The following is a 20438-nucleotide window of genomic DNA, read 5'->3' on the forward strand; positions in this document are numbered from 1 at the left end:
GAGATGAATGCCGTCGCCCGGCCCGTGCTGTATCGCCATTTCCATCGCATCGCCTGGCTCGCCGTCGGTCTGGCGCTGTGCGTGATCATCTTCGGCGCCTTCGTTCGCCTGTCCAACGCGGGCCTGAGCTGCCCGGACTGGCCGACCTGCTATGGCCGCGCCACCTGGCCGCAGAGCACGCATGAAGTCGTGGACCACGCCGCCAGCGCGATCCGTCCGTTCGAGACGCACAAGGCCTGGCGCGAGCAGGTGCACCGCCACATCGCCGCCACCCTGGGCATGCTGGTGCTGATCCTGTCGCTGCTGGCCGCGCGCCGGCGCCGCTTCGGCATCGCCACCATCCTGCTGGCATCGGCGTTCGTCGCCACCGCGATCCCGCTGTACATGCATGGCGAACATGTCGCCGCATCGGTGCTGGCGATCATCGGCGAGGCGATCCTGCTGTTCGCCGCGCTGCGCTGGTCCAACCTGGATCTGGCGCGGGTCAGTGCGCTGACCCTGGCGGTGATCATCTTCCAGGCGCTGCTGGGCATGTGGACGGTGACCTGGCTGCTCAAGCCAATCGTGGTGATGGGGCATCTGCTCGGTGGCCTGACCACGTTCGCGCTGCTGGTATGGATGGCCTGGCGCGCCACCGATCAGCCCATCAAGCTGGCCGATGCGGTGTCGCTGCGCCGCTGGGTGATCGGCGGGCTGGTCCTGCTGGGCATCCAGATCGCGCTGGGCGGCTGGGTGAGCGCCAACTACGCCGCGGTCGCATGCGGCCTGGATTTCCCCAAGTGCGTGGGACGCTGGTGGCCGCCGGCGGACTTCAGCCAAGGCTTCGTCCTGTGGCGCGGCATCGGCGTGGATTACGAAGGCGGCGTGCTGGACGGCGCGTCACGCATCGCCATCCAGATGACCCACCGGATCATGGCGGTCATCGTCGCGCTGTACGTGCTGGGCCTGGGCGTGCGGTTGTTCCGCACGCCGGGCATGCGTGGCTGGGCCACCCTGCTGGTGCTGCTGATCATTGCCCAGTTCACCCTCGGCATCCTCAACGTGAAGTTAAACCTGCCGCTGCATGTCGCGGTCGCGCACAATGCCGGCGCGGTGCTGCTGCTCTTCACCCTGGTCTCGCTGATCGCGCGCCTGCGCAAGCCCGAATGAGCATCGCACTGCGCCAGTACTGGGACCTGACCAAGCCGCGCGTGGTCGCGCTGATCGTGTTCACCGCGATCGTCGGCATGTTCCTGGCCATCGATGGGTTGCCGGACCTGGATCAGCTGCGCCGCGGCGCGCTGGGCTTCCTCGGCATCTGGCTGGCCGCCTCCAGCGCGGCGGCGATCAACCAGCTGCTGGACACCCGCATCGATGCCAAGATGGCGCGCACGTCCTGGCGTCCGCTGGTGGTGGGGCAGGTCAAGCCGTGGCAGGCGCTGGTGTTCGCGCTGTGCCTGGCGGCGCTGTCGATGGCGATCCTGGTGCTGTGGGTCAACGTCATCACCGCGATCCTGACCTTCGCCTCGCTGATCGGCTACGCGGTGGTCTACACCGTGTTCCTGAAACGGGCGACGCCGCAGAACATCGTCATCGGCGGCATCGCCGGCGCCGCGCCGCCGCTGCTGGGTTGGGCCACCATGACGGGCATGCGCGGCGAGTGGGACTGGGCGCACGCGCTGCTGCTGGTGCTGATCATCTTCGTGTGGACGCCGCCGCATTTCTGGGCGCTGGCCATCTTCCGCCGCGAGGACTACGCGCGCGCGCTGGTGCCGATGCTGCCGGTCACCCATGGCGTCACCTACACACGCTGGCAGATCCTGTTCTACACGGTGCTGCTGGTGGAGGTGACCGTGTTGCCGGTGGTGTTCGGCATGAGCGGCCTGTTCTACCTGGGCGGCGCGCTGGTGCTGGGGCTGGTGTTCCTGTGGTACGCCTGGCGCCTGCTTGATCCGCCGGACGAGTTTTTCGCGATGCGGATGTTCAACTACTCCATCGTCTACCTGATGGCGCTGTTCGCCTTCCTGCTGGTGGACCACTGGCTGTAGTCGCGGCGCGCGTCAGCCGCTATGAAGAAAGGCCCGCGCGAGCGGGCCTTTCCGTTTTCCGGACGCGTGGCGGGTGCGTCACTCCAGCAGGTGGCGCTGCCAGAACAGCATCGAGGCGGCACTGAAGTAGTCGCTGTTGGATTTCTTATGGAAGCCGTGGCCTTCGTCCGAGAATTCCAGGTACCAGACCGGCTGGCCATTGCCGCGTACCGCCTTCACGATCTGCTCTGCCTCGGTATAGGGCACGCGCGGATCATTGCGCCCCTGTGCGACGAACAGCGGCGATGTGATGCGGTTGGCGTGGTTGAGCGGGGAGATCTTCTCGAAATGCTCGGCCATCGCCGGATCGCGTTCGTCGCCGTATTCGGCCCGGCGCAGATCGCGGCGGTAGCTTTCCGTGTTCTTCAGGAACGTACCGAAGTGGGAAATGCCGACCACGTCGATGCCGGCGCGGATGCGGTCGCTGTAGTGCATCAGCGACGCCAGCACCATGTAGCCGCCATAGCTGCCGCCGTAGACGCCCACGCGTTTGGCATCCAGTTCCGGCTGCTGGCCAATCCAGTCCAGCAACGCGCCGATGTCCTTGACCGAGTCCTCGCGCTTGAAGCCGTTGTCCAGTTGCACGTAGGTCTTGCCGTAGCCGGTGGACCCGCGCACGTTGGGCACCAGCACGGCGATGCCCATTTCGTTGACCAGGTACTGGATGCCGGCATTGAAGGCCGGCAGCGACTGTCCTTCCGGGCCCCCGTGGATGTCGATCAGCACCGGATGGCGACCATTCTTCGCCGGCTTGGCAGGCTTGTAGTAGAACGCCGGGATGGTGCGCGGCTTGCCGTCCACCTGATCGAAGGTCGGATAGCGCACCAGCGTGGGCGCGACGAAGCCGCCGGCATCCAGTCCGCCGACTTCGCTGCGCGTCCAGCGGGCCAGTTTCGCCGCCGCCAGATCGATCACGTAGACATCGCTGGGCGAGGTGGCGGTGTTGAGGGTCAGCGCCAGTTTGCCGCCGTCGGGCGAGAAGCCCATGCGGCCGACGATGCCGATGGGCAGTTCCGGCAATGCGACCGGCTGGAACGACGGCCAGGCGAACACATGCAGGCGATCGATGCCGTCCTCGTTGCTCACATAGGCGACATGGCGACCGTCGTCGGAAACGTCCAGCTGATCCACGTCCCAGGGAATGTGCGCGCTGACCACCTTGAATTCGCCGGTGGCGGGATTGTGGTAGCGCAGGGTGCTGAACTCCTGCGGCTTGCCGTCGAGGTTCTCGTCGGAGACGTAGAACACCCCGCGGCCATCGCCCGCGTAGCGGAATCCGCCGGACGCCGCCTTGCCACCCTCGATCGGGAAAAGGGTGAGCTTGCCGCTGGCCAGATCCACCTTGCCCGGATGCGTTTCATTGACCGATACATATTGGTTGACCAGCAGCGTCTTGCCATCCGGCGAGAAATCCATCGCGCTCCACTGGCCGCCTTCGGTGACCACCGTGCGCGCCTTGCGGGTGGCCAGATCCATCACCCAGACGTCGGTGTCCTTGCCGTTGCGGGCGGTGCTGCTCCAGGCGAGTTGTTTGCCGTCATGCGAGAACAACGGCCCCTGGTTGCGCGCCTTGCCGTCGGTGAGCAGGGTGGTTTCGCGGGTTGCCAGGTCGAACCAGTGCAACTGCCAGAACTCGTTGCCGCCTACGTCCTTGCCGAACACGAAGCCATCCCGATCGGACTTCGCCGGCGCGGTGCCGACGCTGTTGATGGGCTCGCGGTAGAAGGTCAGCTGCTCGCGCATGCCCATCGGCTGGCAGACACGATGGGCCTGGTTCGTCTCGGCGAAGCGGGTGGTGATCAGCACGCAGCCCTCGCGGGTCCAACCGGCGAAGCCGGCGCCGCGCGTGTTCTGGTAGCGATTGAGGCGCTCGGTCAGTTCGGCGGGAATCGCCGGCACGTATTCGGTGGTGCGATTGCCGACTTGTTCGCGTGCCTGCGCCTGGGAGGGCGTCGCGGTGCTCTGGGCCAGCGCCGGAAGCGCGAGCACGGAGAGCAGCAACGGCAGGCATCTGCCGGAAGGAAGGGTCATGCGAAGGTTCTCCCCGGGATGAAAGAGCCCGAGGTTAACCACGTTCCGTCATTCCCGGCCAGTGTCGGAGGTTGGCCGCGATGCGGGAACGACCGGAGCGCGTCCGGTCGTCCCGTGAATGCTTACGGTGCCTGCAGCTTCTGCTCGACCACCGGCGCGAGTGATTTCAGGCCAGCCTGGCGCCCCAGTTCCAGCGCCTTGTCGTTGCTGGCGCCTTCTTCCTGTTTGGCCATCAGCGCCAGCAAGGCACCGACCCGGTTGCCGGACGCGCAGTGCAACAGCACGTTGTCGCCACCTTCCTGCAACAGTTTCTTCAGTGCCGCGGCGTTGGCGGCGGTGAGGTCGTCGGCGCCGGCGATGGGCAGGCGCTCGTAGCGCATGCCGTTCTGTTCGGCGGCCGCGGCTTCGTCGAAACCACGATCCTCGCCCGGGGCGCGCAGATCGATGACGGTGCGCACGCCCTGCCTGGAGAAATCGGCGAGCTGATCGGCGGTGGGCTGGCCGCCGGTATGCAGGCCGGGGCGCGGTTGGGTGAAATCACCGGCCTGGACCTGCAGGGCGAACAGCAGCACGGCGCTTCCCAGCAGGTGACGGAACGATGCGGCGGTACGGCGGGATCCACGTTTCATGGGAATCTCCTCGTTCAGCGGGCCACGCGCGCCTGCAGCAGGGCGCGCAATTCGTATTTGTCGGCTTCGTCCAGGCCGATATTGCGCTGTTTCACCTGAAGTTCGTCGATACGTTGCTGCAACAGCTGTCTTTCCATCTGGTGCGCGGCGTCCAGCAGTTCGGCCTGCCAGATGTTCTCGTCGCCGGGCAGTTCCTGCATCGCCAGTTTCTGCAACGCGGGCAGTTCCTCGCGCTCGGCGAAATGTTCCAGCAGCACGCCGGTGGTGATGTCCGGGCGCGCGTGCACGATGTCCAGCAATTCCAGCAGCAGTTCGACACCGGGCAGGCGCAGGCCGGCGAACGCATGCGGCGGTTGCAGCGCCAGCGCCAGCGACGGCTTGTGCAGCAGGCACACGATCGCGCTGCGCACCAGACTGGGCTTGTTGCCGGCGGAGCGATGCGCGGCGGCGCGGGGAAGGGGCTTGGCGGGCGGCGGCGCGGATGCGGTGGCGGCACCGACGCCGGTAATCTCGCTCAGCCGCTGCCGCATCAGATCGCCGAACGCGCCATCCGGAATCTGCGCGAGCAGCGGACGCGCGCGCTCGGCCAGGCGCGCCTTGCCGTCCAGGGTGGACAGGCGGATGTCCTTGCCCAGTTCCTGGAAGAAGAACTCCGACAGCGGCATCGCCTGCTGCAAGCGTGCGTCGAACGCGGCGGCGCCTTCCTGGCGCACGATGGTGTCCGGATCCTCGCCGTCGGGCAGGAACAGGAAGAACGCCTGGCGGCCATCCTTCATGCGCGGCAGCACCGATTCCAGCGCGCGCCAGGCGGCGCGCTGGCCGGCGGCGTCGCCGTCGAAACAGAAGTACACGTCCGGCGCGTTGCGGAACAGCAGTTCGGCGTGGTCGGGCGTGGTCGCGGTGCCGAGCGTGGCGACCGCTTGCTTGACCCCGAACTGGAACAGCGAGACCACGTCCATGTAGCCCTCGACCACGATCAGCCGCGCGATCTTCTGGTTGGCCTGGCGCACCTGCCACAGGCCGTACAGTTCGCGGCCCTTGTGGAACAGCGCGGTCTCCGGCGAATTGAGGTACTTCGGACCGTCGTCCTTCTGCAGCACGCGGCCGCCGAAGGCGATCACCCGTCCGCGACGGTCGTAGATCGGGAACATCACCCGATCCCGGAACTTGTCGTAGGTGTGGCCGCGATCGTTCTTGGAGAACAGGCCGGCGCGATCCAGCAGCTTCATCCGCCGCTCGTCGGTGCCGAGCGCGTCCTTCAGCGCGGAGAAACCATCCGGCGCGTAACCGATGGCGAACTGCGCCCGGGTGGCCGCATCCACGCCGCGTCCGTCCAGGTAGGCGCGTGCCTTGTCGCTGCCTTCCAACTGGCGCTGGAAGAAGCGCGCGGCCGCTTCCAGCGCGCCGAACAGGTCGCGGGTGTCGTTGTCCTGGTTGCGCTGCTGGGTCTCGCGCGGCACTTCCATGCCGTTGCGCCGGGCCAGTTCCTCGACCGCGTCGAGGAACTCCAGGCGGTCGTAATTCATCAGGAACGACAGCGCGGTGCCGTGCGCGCCGCAGCCGAAGCAGTGATAGAACTGTTTGGTCGGCGAAACCGTGAACGAGGGCGAGCGCTCGTCGTGGAACGGGCAGCAGGCCGAGTACTCCTTGCCCTGCCGCTTCAGCGGCACGCGCGTGCTGATCACCTCGACGATATCCGTCCGGGCGAGCAGTTCGTCGATGAAGGCGTCGGGGATGCGGGCCATGGACTGTGTAGTATTCCACGCCCGGCCGGTGACGTCAGGGCGCCCGGTGGGCGCCCGCCTGCCGGCGCCGGGCCAGCCGTTCGTCGATCAGCGCGGTCAGCAGGGCACCCACCAGGAACACCACCGTGGCGTAGTACATCCAGACCAGCAGGATGACCAGCGTGCCCATCGAGCCATAGGCGCTACCGGGCGCCGCCTGCGCGAGGTACAGGCCAATCGCCCAGCGGCCGGCGATGAACAGCACCGAGGTCAGCGCGCCGCCGAGAAAGGCGCGTCGCCACGCCACCCGCCGATCCGGCAGGTAGTGGTAGAGCAACGCGAAGGCGAACACGTACAGCGCCAGCGAGGCCAGGTCGCCCAGCGCGGGCAACAGCGACGGCACCCGCGCGAACAGCACCTGCAGCAGGGTGTTGAGGGTCATCGACACCAACAGCAGGAAACCCAGCCCGAGCACCACGCCGAACGAGAAGATCCGCTTGCGCAACCATGCCCACGGACCTTCCAGGCGCTGGGCGTCGGTGCGGAAGATCAGGTTCAGCGCCTGCTGCAACTGGCCGAACACGGCGGTGGCGCCGATGAACAGCAGCACCGTGCTCCAGCCACCGGCCAGCGAGCCGACGCTGGGACGGTTGCGCGCGTTGCGCAGGACGGTGGTGGCGATGTCGGCGGCATCCCGTCCGGCCAGATCGCCGATCTGCCGCAGCAGCGCCTCCTGCGCGCTGGGATACAGCGCGGTGGTCAGCCACAACAGCAGCACCAGCAGCGGCGCCAGCGACAGCAACGCGTAGAACGCCAGCGACGCCGCCTGCGCCATCACGTCGATTTCGATGAACCGTCGCGCCAGCGCGACCGGCAGGCTGCCGTGGAACCGTTTCAGCCATCGCAGCAACTGATCGCGCAGGCCCCGCATCGGATTCGGCATCGGTCCAGACACGCTGCCAGCATGACAGGCGCCTGTCGTCGCGCCGTGAGCGCGGGGTGCGGCGCGATCAGGCCGCCGGAGTTGCCGCCAGCCGGTGCAGGGCGTCGCCGGTGACGCGCTGTACCGTCCATTCGTCCTGGCCGAGCGCGCCGAGGCCGCGGTAGAAGCGGATGGCCGGTTCGTTCCAGTCCAGCACCGACCATTCGAAGCGGCCATAGCCGCGTTCCACCGCGCGCCGCGCCAGATCGATCATCAGGCGCTTGCCCACGCCGAGCCCGCGGAACGACGGCCGCACGAACAGATCTTCCAGGTACAGGCCCGGAAGCCCGAGGAAGGTGGAGAAGCTGGTGAAGAACAGGGCGAAGCCGGCGGGTTCGCCATCGACCTCGGCGATCACCACTTCGGCGGCCGGACGCGGGCCGAACAGGTGCTGGTCCAGTAGCGCCTCGGTGGCGACCGCTTCATGGGCCAGCCGCTCGTATTCGGCCAGTTCGCGGATGAAGGCGAGGATGTGCGGCAGGTCGGCGCGGGTCGCTGCCCGCAGGAGGATCGTCGGGGACATCGTGGAGCGGAGCTTGCTCCGCCGGGTGTGGAGGGAGGCCCAAGCATACCGGCGAAGGCGGAGCGGCCGGCGCCGCGCCGCCATCCCGCCGGCCAGGCGGGCTCAGCCCGCGAACTTCTTCTTTACCAGCGCCGAAACCTGGCCCATGTCGGCCTGGCCGGCCAGGCGCGGCTTGAGCACGCCCATCAGCTTGCCCATGTCGGCCGGGCCGCTGGCACCGGTCTCTGCGATGGCCGTGTCGATGGCGGCCAGGATCTCGGCTTCGCCCAGCTTGGCCGGCAGGTAGCGCTCGATCACCACGATTTCCGCGCGCTCGACCGCGGCCAGGTCCTCGCGGCCGGCGGCCTCGTACTGGTTCACCGAATCCTTGCGCTGCTTGACCATCTTCTCCAGCACGGCCAGTACCGCGGCGTCGTCCAGCTCCACCCGCTCGTCCACTTCACGCTGCTTGATGGCGGCGTTGACCAGGCGGATGACGCCCAGGGTGTCCTTGTCGCCCGCCTTCATGGCGGCCTTCATGTCGTCGGTGAGCTGCTGCTTCAGGGGCATGGGGGTTCTCCGGGGGCCTGCCGGGGGGCAGGAAAGGGATGGGGAATGTACGGGATCCAGAAACGCAAAAAGCCGGCCACGCTCGCGCGTGCCGGCTTCTGGCGAACCGCCGTCGCTCAGTACAGGCGCTGGCGCTTGGTGACGTCGCGCGAGGAGCGACGCAGCTGGCGCTTCACCGCGGCAGCGGCCTTGCGCTTGCGTTCCTGGGTCGGCTTCTCGTAGAACTCGCGCTTGCGGGTTTCAGCCAGCACGCCGGCCTTTTCGCAGGTGCGCTTGAAGCGACGGAGCGCAAACTCAAACGGCTCGTTTTCGCGGACTTTGACGCTGGGCATACGTAATCTCGTTGATGGAAACGACCCGGACATACCGGGTGAGCCGCGCATTATAGCGGCGGCCCTCGGAAAAGTGCAACATAGCGCCCATGAAGGTCCTAGGCATCGAAACCAGCTGCGACGAGACCGGCGTGGCGGTCTACGACACCGGCCGGGCCGGGGCGGACGGCCTGCTGGCCCATGCGGTCTACAGCCAGATCGCCCTGCACGCCGAGTATGGCGGGGTGGTGCCCGAGCTGGCCAGCCGCGATCACGTCCGCAAGCTGCTGCCCCTGATCCGCCAGACCCTGGCCGAGGCCGGCCTGGACACCCGCGATCTGGACGGGGTCGCCTATACCGCCGGCCCCGGCCTGGTCGGCGCCCTGCTGGTGGGCGCCGGCGTGGCGCGGGCGCTGGCCTGGGCACTGGACCTGCCGGCGGTGGCGGTGCACCACATGGAAGGCCACCTGCTGGCCCCGTTGATCGAGCATGACCCGCCGGAACCGCCGTTCGTGGCCCTGCTGGTCTCCGGTGGGCATACCCAACTGGTGGCGGTGGACGCCATCGGCCGCTACCGGCTGCTGGGCGAGACCCTGGACGACGCGGCCGGCGAGGCCTTCGACAAGACCGCCAAGCTGATGGGCTTGCCGTATCCGGGCGGCCCGCAACTGGCCAAACTGGCCGAATCCGGCACGCCCGGACGGTTCCGGTTCGCCCGCCCGATGACCGACCGGCCCGGGCTGGATTTCAGTTTCTCGGGCCTGAAGACCCAGGTGCTGCTGGCTTGGCGCGACAGCGACCAGCAGCCGCAGACCAAGGCCGACATCGCACGTGGTTTCGAGGATGCGGTGGTCGACACGCTGGCGATCAAGTGCGGGCGCGCGCTCGATGAGGCCGGTTGCGACACATTGATCGTCGCTGGCGGCGTGGGCGCCAACAAGCGCCTGCGCGCGCGCTTGCAGGAGATGACCGCGCGGCGCGCGGGTGGGCGGGTGTGTTTCCCGCGACTGGATCTGTGCACCGACAATGGCGCCATGATCGCCTTCGCCGGCGCGTTGCGACTGGAAGCCGGCCAGCACGAGAGCGCGGAAGTGAAGGTGACGCCGCGCTGGGACATGGCGACACTGTCGCCGGTGGTGGCGCCGGAACCGGCGGAAATCACCCGGTAACAGGCGAGAGCAGGCGGGTAACAGGCACGACGCAGGCGCGGCACAGGGAAGGTTCGGCCACGGGCGGGTACCATGCCGGTTCCGCATTCTCGATTTCCGCTGCACATGGACAAGGTTTTCATCGACGGCCTGCAGGCCGACGCGGTGATCGGCATCTACGACTGGGAGCGGCGCATCCGCCAGACCCTGCGCCTGGATCTCGAACTCGGGTTCGACAACCGCAAGCCCGCCGCCAGCGACGACGTCGCCGACACGCTCGACTACGACGCGATCAGCCGCCGCCTCACCGCCTTCATCCAGGCATCCGAATTCGGTCTGGTCGAAACCCTGGCCGAGCGCTGCGCCGCGCTGGTGATCGACGAATTCGGAGTGGCCTGGCTGCGCCTGCGGCTGACCAAGCCCGGCGCGGTGGCCAATGCCGCGGGCGTGGGCGTGATCATCGAACGCGGTTCGGTGCAGCCGGCATGAACCAGCGGCTGGAACAACTGCGCGCCTGGCTGGAACCCTATCCCTGGGCCTACACCACGCTGACCATCTGCGCGCTGGTGATGGCCGCCTGGCTGGCCAACTGGGTGACCAAGCGCGTGCTGCTGCGGGGACTGCGGCGGATGATCAACTCGCTGCCTCTGGGCGAACCGCACGAGATCCGCCTGCGGGTGATTCCACGCCTGGCCAACGTCATCCCGGCAATCGTGCTCTCGGCCGGCGTGGTGGCGGTGCCGGATCTGCCGGAACACCTGGTCACGGTGGTGCGCAACGTCTGCACCGCCTTCATCATCCTAACCCTGGCGCTGGCCTTCTCCGGCGCGATGGATCTGGTCAACCAGATCTACCAGCGCCGTCCGGATGCCCACAACAGGCCGATCAAGGGCTACCTGCAACTGCTGAAGATCGTGGTGTTCACTATCGCGGCGGTGCTGATGGTGGCGACCCTGATCGACCGCTCGCCGCTGATCCTGCTGTCGGGGCTGGGCGCGATGATGGCGGTGCTGATCCTGGTGTTCCAGGACACCATCCTGTCGCTGGTGGCCAGTCTGCAGATCAGTTCCAACGACATGGTGCGGGTGGGCGACTGGATCGAGATGCCCCAGCTCAACGCCGACGGCGAAGTGATCGATATCGCCCTGCACACGGTGAAGGTGCAGAACTGGGACAAGACCATCACCACCGTCCCGACCAAGAAGCTGATCAACGATTCGTTCAAGAACTGGCGTGGCATGAGCGATGCGGGTGGACGCCGGATCAAGCGCGCGCTGTACCTGGACCAGCACAGCGTGCGCTTTCTCACCGACGAGGAACTGCGGCGCATGCACGGCTTCACCGTGCTGGACCGCTATCTGAACGACAAGGGCAGGGAGATCTCCGCCTGGAACAGCGATCTGGAACAGCGCGGCATCCATCCGGTGAACGCGCGCCGGGTGACCAACCTCGGCACGTTCCGTGCCTACGTGGAGAACTACCTGCGCCAGCATCCGGGCATCCACCAGGACATGACCCTGCTGGTGCGCCAGCAGCAGCCGGAATCCACCGGCCTGCCGCTGGAAATCTACTGCTTTACCCGCGACATCCGCTGGGGCGTCTACGAGAACATCCAGTCGGACATCTTCGACCATTTGCTGGCGATCCTGCCGGAGTTTGGGCTGCGGGTGTTCCAGGAATCCTCGGACGCGGGCGTCACCGCCGCGCTGATGGCGACCGCCGCATTGAAACAGGCGGACCAGCGGACCTCGCCTCCGGCATGAGCGCGCACCGCTACCTGCTGATCCTGGGCAGCGGCACCGATGGCGCGGCCCAACTGGCCCGTGCGCGCGCCGCGCTGGCCGGCGAGGGCAGGATCCTGGCGCTGTCGCCGATGATCAGCGGTGGCAGCGTGGTGGCGGGCGATCCGCATCGCTACGCCAACCAGGCGCTGCTGTTCGAAACCGCGCTGGAAAGAACCGCATTCAACGCGCGACTGAAGGCGCTGGAGGTCGAACTCGGCCGGCATCCCGGGGATGCGGCTTGCGCCATCGATCTGGATCTGGCCCGCGAGTATGCCCCGGACGGCGAATTGCGCTGGGAAAACCCGGCCAAGCTCGGGCACCCGGTATTCGTGGACCTCGCGGCGCAGGTTGCCCCGGTCAGATGAACAGCGAGCGCCCGCCGTCGATGGCGAGCACCTGCCCGGTGATGTAACCGTTGCCGCCCAGCAGCCAGCGCACCGCCGAGACGATGTCGTCCGGCGCGCCCTGGCGCTTGAGCGCGGTGCGCGCATGCACCAGTTCCAGGGTTTCCGCCTTGACCGGATTCTCGGACCACAGCACGTTGCCCGGCGCGACCGCGTTCACCCGCACTTCCGGCCCGAGTTCGCGTGCCAGCGACTTGGTCATCATCACCAGCGCGGCCTTGGCCATGCAGTAGACCGTATGTCCGCCCAGCGGGCGCTCGGCGTAGATGTCGGCGATGCTGACGATGGCGCCGTGGCTGGCCTTCAGGTGGGGTGCGGCGGCCTGCGCAAGGAAGAACGGCGCGCGCGCATTGGAGGCGAACAATTCGTCCCACTGCTGTGGCGTGGCCTGGCCAATCGGCGTGGCGTAGTAGGCCGAGGCATTGTTGACCAGGGCGTCGAGCCGGCCGTAGTGGCCGACGGTGCGCGCGATCAGTTCCGGCAGTCGATCGAATTCGGCCAGGTCCGCGTGCAGGGTGAGCACGCTGTGCGGGCGCGCGGCCTCCAACTCGCTGGCCAGTGCCTGCATCGCCTCGCCGGAATGGCGATAGTGCAGGGCCAGATCGTAACCATCGGCGTGCAAGCCGCGGGCGATGGCCGCACCCACCCGTTTGGCGCTGCCGGTGACGAGGGCGACGGGGGACGACTCGGGCATGTGGAACCTCCTGGAAAACGAGCCCCATTGTCGCCGGTCGGCCTCAGGGAGGCATGCCGCTTGACGCCTCGCGGGGTTTCGCGCATGTTGCAATGCAGTAACCCCACCGGCATGTCGCCGGTGGCGGCGCGGAAAGAGCGGATGGACTGGGCCAAGTACCGTACCACCACCTTTGACGAGCTGATCCAGCCTGACGGCAGCCCGCGTCCCGCCGCGCGCCGTCTGGTCGACTACCTCTCCGGTCTGGGCAGCCGCGAACTCGCCCAGCGCCAGCTTGCCGCCGACGTGGTCGCCCGTGCCCACGGCATCACCTTCACCGTCTATTCCGATGGCCGCAACGTCGACCGCACGCTCCCGTTCGACTTGATTCCGCGGGTCATCGATCGCCGCGAATGGCAGCGCACCGAAGCCGGCCTGAAACAGCGCATGCAGGCGCTGAACCTGTTCATCGGCGACATCTACGGCGAGCAGCGCATCGTCCGCGACAAAGTATTCCCGGCGATGCTGCTGAAGGATTCGGTCAACTTCCGGGCGCACTGCGTTGGTATTTCGCCCCCACTGGGGGTATGGGCGCATATCTGCGGTTCCGATCTGGTCCGTGACGGCGACGGCACCCTGTATGCGCTGGAAGACAACCTGCGCATTCCCAGCGGCGTGTCCTACATGCTGGAAAACCGCATGGTTGCCAAGCGCGTGTTTCCGGAACTGTTCGAAACCAGCGCCATCCTGCCGGTCGATGAATATCCTTCGCAGCTGTACGACACCCTGGCGGCTTTGTCGCCGCGGCCGGGGGACACGCCCAGCATCGTCCTGCTCACGCCGGGCGTGTTCAACAGCGCCTATTTCGAGCACGCCTATCTGGCGCAGGCGATGGGCATCGAACTGGTGGAAGGCAGCGACCTGTTCGTTGCCGATGATGACTGCACCTACATGCGGACGGTGTACGGGCCGCAGCGCGTGGACGTCATCTATCGGCGGGTGGACGATCTGTTCATCGATCCGGAAGTATTCCATCCGGATTCCGTGCTGGGTGTTCCCGGCCTGATCCGAAGCTGGCGCGCCGGCAAGGTGGCGCTGGCGAACGCCCCCGGCGCCGGCGTCGCCGATGACAAGGTGGTGTTCGCCTACGTGCCGAAGATGATCAAGTACTACCTGGACCAGGAACCAATCCTGCCCAATGTACCCAGCTACCTGTGCCACAACCCCAAGGAACGCAGGTACGTGCTGGATCACCTGGAAAATCTGGTGGTAAAACCGGCCAATGAATCCGGCGGCTACGGCATGCTGATCGGTCCACGCTCCACCAAGCGCCAGCGCGACAGGTTTCGCCAGCTGATCGAAGCCAATCCGCGGAACTACATGGCACAACCGACGCTGTCGTTGTCCACCGCCCCCATCGTCTCCAAGCAGGGACCCTCACCCCGGCACCTGGATCTGCGTCCTTTCGTGCTGTCGCGGCAGGACATCCATGTCACCACCGGTGGATTGACCCGGGTGGCGATGACCAAGGGGTCATTGGTGGTCAACTCCTCGCAGGGAGGCGGCGCCAAGGACACCTGGGTTGTCGATGTCGACGAGGAGGAGGCCTGATGCTGTCGCGCGTGGCCGACAACCTGTACTGGTTCAGTCGCTATGTGCGGCGCGCGGAGAACACCGCGCGGCTCGTGGGCGTCGGCAGCCAACTGCAGCTGGATCTGCCGCGTTCGGTGCATTTTACCTGGCGGCCGATGATCGACACGGTGGGCGCCGGCGAGTTTTTCGCCCAGCAGTTTCCCCAGTCCGGTGACGACGTGGGCGACGCGGACGTGGTGCGCTTCCTGTTGCTGGAATCCCGCAACCCCTCGTCGTTGCGCAGTTCGGTGGATGCCGCGCGCGAACTCCTGCGCAGCGTCCGCGACAGCCTTCCGCAGGAGGTCTGGGAAGCCATCAACGATCTGCACCAGCAGATCGAGACCACCGGCGAGCGTGGCCTGAGCCGCCGTTACCGCGTCGATTTCCTGAACCGCATCGTCGATGGCTGCCTCAAGGTGTCCGGTCTGCTCAGTGCCAACGTCAGCCGTGACATCGGCTTCCAGTTCCTGCGTCTGGGCACCGCGCTGGAACAGGCCGACATGACCACCCGCATCATCGACGCAGGCGCCTCGGGCCTGGTCAGGCCACGCAATGACGAGGATCGCGAGACTTTCCGCAACATGCAGTGGATGAGCGTGCTGCGTTCATTGGCGGCCTACCAGATGTTCCGTCGCCATGTGCGCCAACGGGTCAGCGCCGAGCTGGCGCTGCGTTTCCTGCTGCAGAACGGCGAGTTTCCGCGCAGTGTGCAGTTCTGTCTGTCACGCGTGCAGAACGTGTTGCCGACCATGCCGCCGCGGCCGGGAGTGGATCGCCATCTCAACCGGGTGATCGGGCTGACCCGCAACGCCGATCCGGTATCGCTGGCGCAACGCAATCCGGCGGCGTTCATGGATGAGATCCAGGTCAACCTGGGACGACTACACGACGCCATCGCCGAAGGCTACTTTCACGGTTGAGCCGACATTGTCGGCGCCAGCTTCCATGGATGCGGAGCGTTTACTGCTGGCCCTGCATGTCGCCCGGATCCTGTCGCGACGGCAAGCGCCGTGGCGGCATTGCCGGCACTGTGGAAGCCGGTTCCTCGACCTCGCGCCGGGGTTCCCACGGAAAACGCGGCAGGCCGTGCACCGCCGCCTCCAGCTTGCGCGACCAGGTCTCGTGGATTTCCGAATACAAGGGCGTGTCGCTTTCCAGCCGGAGCGTCTGGGTCAGCCTGAGATCACCCGCGCGCAGCAATGTCAGATCGATCGGCATGCCGACCGAAAGGTTGGAGCGGATGGTCGAATCCAGCGATACAAGCGCGCAGCGGGCGGCGTCCTCCAGCGTGGTCTGCGGGCGCAGGATCCGGTCCAGGATGGGCTTGCCGTACTTGGACTCCCCGATCTGCAGGTAGGGGGTTTCCGGCGATGCGGCAATGCAGTTGCCGAGCGGGTAGATCATGTACAGCCCCGGCCGCTCGCCGGCGATCTGGCCGCCCAGGATCAGCGTGGCCTGCACGCTGACGCCGCTTTGCTGCGCTTCGTCACTGACCTTGGCCTGGCTGGCCACGAGTACGTCGCCGACGTACTCGGCCACTTCATACAGGTGGGCGAAGCTACGCAGGCTGCGGGAGGCCGCGGCATCTCCGGCGTCGCGCTGCAAACGCGAGATGGTCAATTGGGTGGTGGCAAGGTTGCCTGCCGACAGGATGACGAACACCCTCTCTCCGGGGTATTCGAAGCTATGCATCTTGCGGTACACGCGCACATCATCGAACGAGGCGCTGGTGCGGGTATCCGACGCGAAGACCAGGCCTTCGTCCACCTCGATGCCGACGCAATAGGTCATGGCGGTTCCGTTGTTGCCGTGCATCATGATTCTAGGCGCGGCCTCGCCGCTTGGCTAGGCTGAACCGCGGGCACGTACAATACGTCCCGGATCCGCAGACATCGAGTGGCCCCATGCCGGCCCAGTTACCCCTTCCCGATGCCGACGCGCTCGCCCACAGCGAGCGGCTGGCGGCCCTGCTGCGCGAGGAAATCCGCGCCAGCGGCGGCTTCCTGCCGTTCTCGCGTTTCATGGAGCGCTGTCTCTATGCGCCCGGCCTGGGCTACTACAGCGCCGGCAGCGCCAAATTCGGCGATGCCGGCGACTTCGTCACCGCGCCCGAGCTCGGTCCACTGTTCGCCGCCTGCGTCGCCAGCGCGGTCGCGCCGGTGCTGCAGGAACTGGGGCCGGAGGCCGAATTCCTGGAACTGGGCGGGGGCAGCGGCGCCTTCGCCGAAGTGATGCTCAAGCGCCTGCTGGAACTGGATGCGCTGCCGGCGCGCTACGCCATCCTCGAACCCAGCGCCGACCTGCGCGAACGCCAGCGCGAGCGCCTGTCACAGCGGCTGATTCCACCGGTGTTCGCGCTGGTCGAATGGCTGGACGGACCGCCGGGCGAAGCCTGGAATGGCGTGCTGTTCGCCAACGAGGTGATCGACGCGCTGCCCACGCCGCGCTTCACCCTGCGCGATGGCGAGGTGTTCGAGGAACACGTGGCACTGGATGACGAAGGACACTTCATCCGCACCGATCGTCCGGCCGACGCGTTGCTGGCGGCGGCGGTCCGCCACGTCGAACGTTATCTCGAACAGCCTTTCTCCGATGGCTACCGCTCCGAACTGCTGCCGCAACTGCCGTACTGGATCCAGGCGGTCATGGGTGGACTGCGCGCCGGCGCGATGCTGTTCGTCGACTACGGTTATCCGCGCCGCGAGTACTACCTGCCGGATCGCGACGAGGGCACGCTGCGCGCGTTCTACCGCCAGCACGTGCATGCCGATCCCTACCTGTGGCCGGGCCTGCAGGATCTGACCGCGTCGGTGGATTTCACCGCGCTGGCCGAGGCCGGCACCCAGGCTGGCTTCGAACTGGCCGGTTACAGCGATCAGGCCAGCTTCCTGCTGGGCAACGGCTTGCCTGAGCGCCTGCAGGACATCGAGGAAAGGGCCGACGAGACCGCCAAACTGCGTTTTCGCAACGAGGCGAAGAGGTTGACCCTGCCCAGCGAGATGGGCGAGCGGTTCCAGGTGATGGGATTCGCGCGCGACGTCGAGTTCGGTCCGGCCTTCCTTGCCAACGATCTGACCTGGCGCCTGTGAGATGACCCTGCTGAAACCGTTCCGCCATCCCCGGCTGTGGCTGTGCCTGTGGCTGCTGGCCATCGCGACCGTGGTCGCGCTGTCGCTGGGACCGCCGCCGCCGTTCCCGGACATGCCCTCGGGCACCGACAAGCTGGAGCACGGCCTGGCCTACTTCCTGCTGGCGGCCGGGGCGGTGCAGTTGTTCCGCAGCCGCGGCGGCTGGATGACCGTCGGGCTTGCGTTGGTGATCGTGGGCATCGGCGTGGAATTCGCCCAAGGGGCCTACACCACCGACCGCATGCGCGATCCCTTCGACGCCATCGCCAACACCGTCGGCGTGCTGCTGGGCCTGTCCACGGCGCTGACGCCGTTGCGGGATCTGCTGCTGCGGCTTGAGGGCAAGGTCCGCAAGCCGGTCTAGGCGGGCTTGCGGCACAGGCAAATAAAGCCCCCCGTCCGCGCGTGGACGAGGGGCGGAGCGAGGAGTGCAGGATCCCCGCGCCAGGTCACGGCGATGCGCGGTGCGTCAGCGCGGCACCAGCCGCACCTCGTCCAGCACCCACATCTCCGGGCGCGTATCGCCGGTGAACACCAGGCACAGGTCCTGTCTGCCGGAGAGTCCTGCCGGCAGGTTCGCATCGAGGGTGACGAATCCGTCGGCTTCGGGGCTGGCCGGCAGCGGCACCGTGGCGAACGGTTCGGCCTTGCAGTTGCCGGCGCGGACCAGCAACTCGCCGTGCGCCGAGCGGGCCGGCTCGAACTTGCGGTTGACCTCGTCGTGCGCCAGCTGGAAGTAGTACGGAATGCGCCCGGCGCGCACCTGCAACTTCGCAATGCCCGCCAGATCCGCCTGTGGCCACTGCCAGCATGGATTGAAGATGGTGACGTTGAACATCGCGCGCGCGCCCTCGCGCGGGCCGTCGTCCTCCAGCCGCAGCAGCAGGCGGCCACCTTCCGGACAGCTCGCCAGCGCGTCGCTGGTCCGGCGTAGCAGCCATTCGCGATCCACGAGCTGCCCGGTGACATCTGCCAGCGGCTTGCCGTCGAAGAACGCGACGGCGCGCACCTGCGCCGGCGGCGTCACCGTGAAGGGTTGCGCGTAGCGCAGCGAGGTGGCGGCGGGCACGCTGCCATCGAGGGTGTAGCGGATCTCGTAGCCCAGCGGGTTGGCCAGCGTGACCTGCGCCTGTCGGGACTCGCGCAGGTCCTGCGCGGTGACAACCACTTCGAACGGTGTTTTCGCATAGGCGATGCCGAGTGACCGATAGCGCTGCAACTGCGCAGGCAGGCGCTTGAGGAAGTCGCCGTAGTCCTTGCGCGCCATCGGCGTCCAGCCCACTTCGGCCAATGCGGCCAGGCGCGGATACAGATGATGCTGCAGGCGCGCATAGTGGCGTGTGTGTTCGGTCCACACGTTGGCCTGCAGGCCGAGGATGTGATGGCGCAGCGAAGGCGCGAGCGCTTCCGGCACCGGTTCGAAACCGTAGACCTTCTCCAGCGGCACCTGGGTCGGCCGGCCCGGCGGCTCGTTCGGCGAGGTGGTCTGGTGATAGTCAAGATACAGGTGCGACTTGGGTGTCATCACCACGTCGTGGCCCTGCGTGGCCGCTTCCAGTCCGCCTTCGGTACCGCGCCATGACATCACCGTGGCCTCGGGCGGCAGGCCGCCTTCAAGGATTTCGTCCCAGCCGATCAGGCGGCGATCGTGCGCTTCCAGGAACTTCTCCAGCCGCTTGATGATGTGGCTCTGCATCTCGAACTCGTTCTTCAGGCCGAGTTCGCGGATGCGCGCCTGCGCGCGCGCGGAGTTTTCCCACTGGATCTTGACCGCCTCGTCCGCGCCGACATGCACGTAGCGTCCGGGGAACAGCGCGATCACCTCGGTCAACACATCCTCCAGGAATGTGATCGTGCTTTCCTCGGTATTGAACAGGTAGCTGTGCACGCCCCACTGGTTGGATACCGGTGGTGTACTGCCCAGCACGCCGAGTTCCGGATACGCGGCGATGGCCGCCTGCGCGTGGCCCGGCACATCGATTTCCGGCAGCACGGTGATGTGGCGATCGGCCGCGTACTTCACGATCTCGCGGATCTGGTCCTGGGTGTAGAAACCGCAATAGGGCTTCGGTTGGCCATCGGCGCCGACGCCGGCCTCGCCCGCGGCGACCCGGCAGCCACCCACTTCGGTCAGCTTCGGATACTTCTTTATCTCGATGCGCCAGCCCTGGTCGTCGGTCAGGTGCCAATGGAAGGTATTGAGCTTGTGCAGCGCCATCGCATCGAGAATCTGTTTGATCTCGTCGAGCGACTGGAAATGCCGCGCGGAGTCGAGCATGAAGCCGCGCCAGGGGAAGCGGGGGGCGTCCTGGATGCTGGCGGCCGGTATCCGCGCCGGCAGCGCGGAAGACTGCGTCGCCAGTTGCCAGAGGGTGACCGCGCCATAGAACAACCCACGTTCGTGGGCGGCGGTGACGCGGACCCGCTCAGGCGTCACTTCCAGGCGATAACCTTCCGGCGAGGAAGCCGAAGCTGTCGGGTCGAGGGCGAAGACAACGCCGCCTTCTCCCGGACCGGAAAGCACAAGACGCGTGCCGCGCGTTGTCGCTAGAAATTCCGCGAATTGGCCGGCGACCCTGCGCGCGACTTCACCCTCGGCATGCAAGGTGGTGCCGGCATCCAGCATGAAAGCGCCTTCGTTCGGCTGCAGGCTGGCGGGAGCGGGGATCAGCGCGAACGCCGGAGACGTTGCGGCGTCTCCAGCCAGGGCTGGCGCCGCGACCAACGCGGTCAGCAGGCCCAGGTGCAGGGCGAAACGGCGCGGAAAGTGATGGTTTGGGGATGTCATGGTTTTCCTGGATTCCCTGTTCCAAAAAAAACGGGCCCAGAAGTCCTGGACCCGTGGAGAGACAAT

General features: G+C 66.9%; 19 protein-coding genes and 1 pseudogene. 10 read left to right on the top strand and 10 right to left on the bottom strand.

Annotated features, from left to right (window positions below):
• Positions 1-3: 3 nt before the first annotated feature.
• Together IQ458_RS06615 and cyoE are read left to right on the top strand one after the other, a co-directional pair.
• A complete protein-coding gene (locus tag IQ458_RS06615) occupies positions 4-1149 on the top strand; it encodes a COX15/CtaA family protein (RefSeq protein ID WP_203322281.1) in 1146 nt (381 codons plus the stop codon).
• Positions 1146-2027: a heme o synthase gene (gene cyoE / locus IQ458_RS06620; protein ID WP_183640409.1), complete on the top strand. Its 882-nt coding sequence runs from the start codon at positions 1146-1148 to the stop codon at positions 2025-2027. The genes IQ458_RS06615 and cyoE overlap by 4 nt, the downstream gene beginning before the upstream one ends.
• A gap of 78 nt (positions 2028-2105) precedes the next feature.
• On the opposite strand, the gene IQ458_RS06625 is transcribed toward cyoE, so the two are convergent.
• From IQ458_RS06625 to rpsU, 7 genes and pseudogenes are all read right to left on the bottom strand, one after another.
• Complete coding sequence (locus IQ458_RS06625) at positions 2106-4097, bottom strand: prolyl oligopeptidase family serine peptidase (protein ID WP_203322282.1); 1992 nt, start codon at positions 4095-4097, stop codon at positions 2106-2108.
• A gap of 122 nt (positions 4098-4219) precedes the next feature.
• Positions 4220-4726, bottom strand: a complete 507-nt coding sequence (locus IQ458_RS06630) for a fused DSP-PTPase phosphatase/NAD kinase-like protein (RefSeq protein WP_203322283.1) — start codon at positions 4724-4726, stop codon at positions 4220-4222.
• Between the two features lie 14 nt (positions 4727-4740).
• A complete protein-coding gene (dnaG, locus tag IQ458_RS06635; protein WP_203322284.1) occupies positions 4741-6471 on the bottom strand; it encodes a DNA primase in 1731 nt (576 codons plus the stop codon).
• A 34-nt stretch (positions 6472-6505) separates the two neighbouring features.
• On the bottom strand, positions 6506-7381 hold the full coding sequence (locus tag IQ458_RS06640; RefSeq protein WP_203322311.1) for a YihY/virulence factor BrkB family protein: 876 nt from the start codon (positions 7379-7381) through the stop codon (positions 6506-6508).
• Positions 7382-7460: 79 nt separating this feature from the next.
• Positions 7461-7967 (bottom strand): annotated as a pseudogene (locus IQ458_RS06645) (GNAT family N-acetyltransferase); the annotation flags it as partial.
• Positions 7968-8057: 90 nt separating this feature from the next.
• Positions 8058-8504: a GatB/YqeY domain-containing protein gene (locus tag IQ458_RS06650; protein WP_192198123.1), complete on the bottom strand. Its 447-nt coding sequence runs from the start codon at positions 8502-8504 to the stop codon at positions 8058-8060.
• A gap of 116 nt (positions 8505-8620) precedes the next feature.
• The gene (rpsU, locus tag IQ458_RS06655) at positions 8621-8836 is read right to left on the bottom strand and encodes a 30S ribosomal protein S21 (protein WP_002808376.1); all 216 of its coding nucleotides are present in this window, start codon (positions 8834-8836) and stop codon (positions 8621-8623) included.
• Between the two features lie 89 nt (positions 8837-8925).
• On the opposite strand from rpsU, the gene tsaD reads away from it, so the two are divergent.
• The 4 genes from tsaD to IQ458_RS06675 all read left to right on the top strand — a co-directional run bounded on the left by tsaD (position 8926) and on the right by IQ458_RS06675 (position 12112).
• A complete protein-coding gene (gene tsaD, locus IQ458_RS06660; protein WP_203322286.1) occupies positions 8926-9984 on the top strand; it encodes a tRNA (adenosine(37)-N6)-threonylcarbamoyltransferase complex transferase subunit TsaD in 1059 nt (352 codons plus the stop codon).
• A 105-nt stretch (positions 9985-10089) separates the two neighbouring features.
• Entirely contained in the window at positions 10090-10452 is a 363-nt protein-coding gene (folB, locus tag IQ458_RS06665; protein WP_183640429.1) for a dihydroneopterin aldolase, read from the top strand.
• A complete protein-coding gene (locus IQ458_RS06670) occupies positions 10449-11726 on the top strand; it encodes a mechanosensitive ion channel family protein (protein ID WP_203322287.1) in 1278 nt (425 codons plus the stop codon). Before folB ends, IQ458_RS06670 begins: the two co-directional genes overlap by 4 nt.
• Positions 11723-12112, top strand: coding sequence for a 2-amino-4-hydroxy-6-hydroxymethyldihydropteridine diphosphokinase (locus IQ458_RS06675; protein WP_203322288.1), 390 nt, complete (start codon positions 11723-11725; stop codon positions 12110-12112). Before IQ458_RS06670 ends, IQ458_RS06675 begins: the two co-directional genes overlap by 4 nt.
• Here IQ458_RS06675 and IQ458_RS06680 read toward each other — a convergent pair.
• Complete coding sequence (locus IQ458_RS06680) at positions 12105-12845, bottom strand: pteridine reductase (protein WP_203322289.1); 741 nt, start codon at positions 12843-12845, stop codon at positions 12105-12107. The genes IQ458_RS06675 and IQ458_RS06680 overlap by 8 nt on opposite strands.
• Positions 12846-12986: 141 nt before the next feature.
• On the opposite strand from IQ458_RS06680, the gene IQ458_RS06685 reads away from it, so the two are divergent.
• The gene (locus tag IQ458_RS06685) at positions 12987-14435 is read left to right on the top strand and encodes a circularly permuted type 2 ATP-grasp protein (protein WP_183641374.1); all 1449 of its coding nucleotides are present in this window, start codon (positions 12987-12989) and stop codon (positions 14433-14435) included.
• On the top strand, positions 14435-15376 hold the full coding sequence (locus tag IQ458_RS06690) for an alpha-E domain-containing protein (protein ID WP_183640441.1): 942 nt from the start codon (positions 14435-14437) through the stop codon (positions 15374-15376). Before IQ458_RS06685 ends, IQ458_RS06690 begins: the two co-directional genes overlap by 1 nt.
• Positions 15377-15416: 40 nt before the next feature.
• Here the strand turns inward: IQ458_RS06690 and IQ458_RS06695 are convergent, their stop codons facing one another.
• Entirely contained in the window at positions 15417-16247 is an 831-nt protein-coding gene (locus IQ458_RS06695) for a proteasome-type protease (protein WP_203322290.1), read from the bottom strand.
• A gap of 113 nt (positions 16248-16360) precedes the next feature.
• Here IQ458_RS06695 and IQ458_RS06700 point away from each other — a divergent pair, with 113 nt between their 5' ends.
• Positions 16361-17545: a class I SAM-dependent methyltransferase gene (locus IQ458_RS06700; RefSeq protein WP_203322291.1), complete on the top strand. Its 1185-nt coding sequence runs from the start codon at positions 16361-16363 to the stop codon at positions 17543-17545.
• A gap of 1 nt (position 17546) precedes the next feature.
• Positions 17547-17948 (top strand): VanZ family protein, encoded by a 402-nt coding sequence (locus IQ458_RS06705; protein ID WP_183640449.1) that lies wholly within the window; start codon positions 17547-17549, stop codon positions 17946-17948.
• A gap of 105 nt (positions 17949-18053) precedes the next feature.
• Here the strand turns inward: IQ458_RS06705 and IQ458_RS06710 are convergent, their stop codons facing one another.
• Entirely contained in the window at positions 18054-20372 is a 2319-nt protein-coding gene (locus tag IQ458_RS06710) for a family 20 glycosylhydrolase (RefSeq protein ID WP_203322292.1), read from the bottom strand.
• Positions 20373-20438: the final 66 nt, after the last annotated feature.

It is taken from the genome of Pseudoxanthomonas beigongshangi, from assembly GCF_016820515.1.
GTDB lineage: Bacteria > Pseudomonadota > Gammaproteobacteria > Xanthomonadales > Xanthomonadaceae > Pseudoxanthomonas_A > Pseudoxanthomonas_A beigongshangi.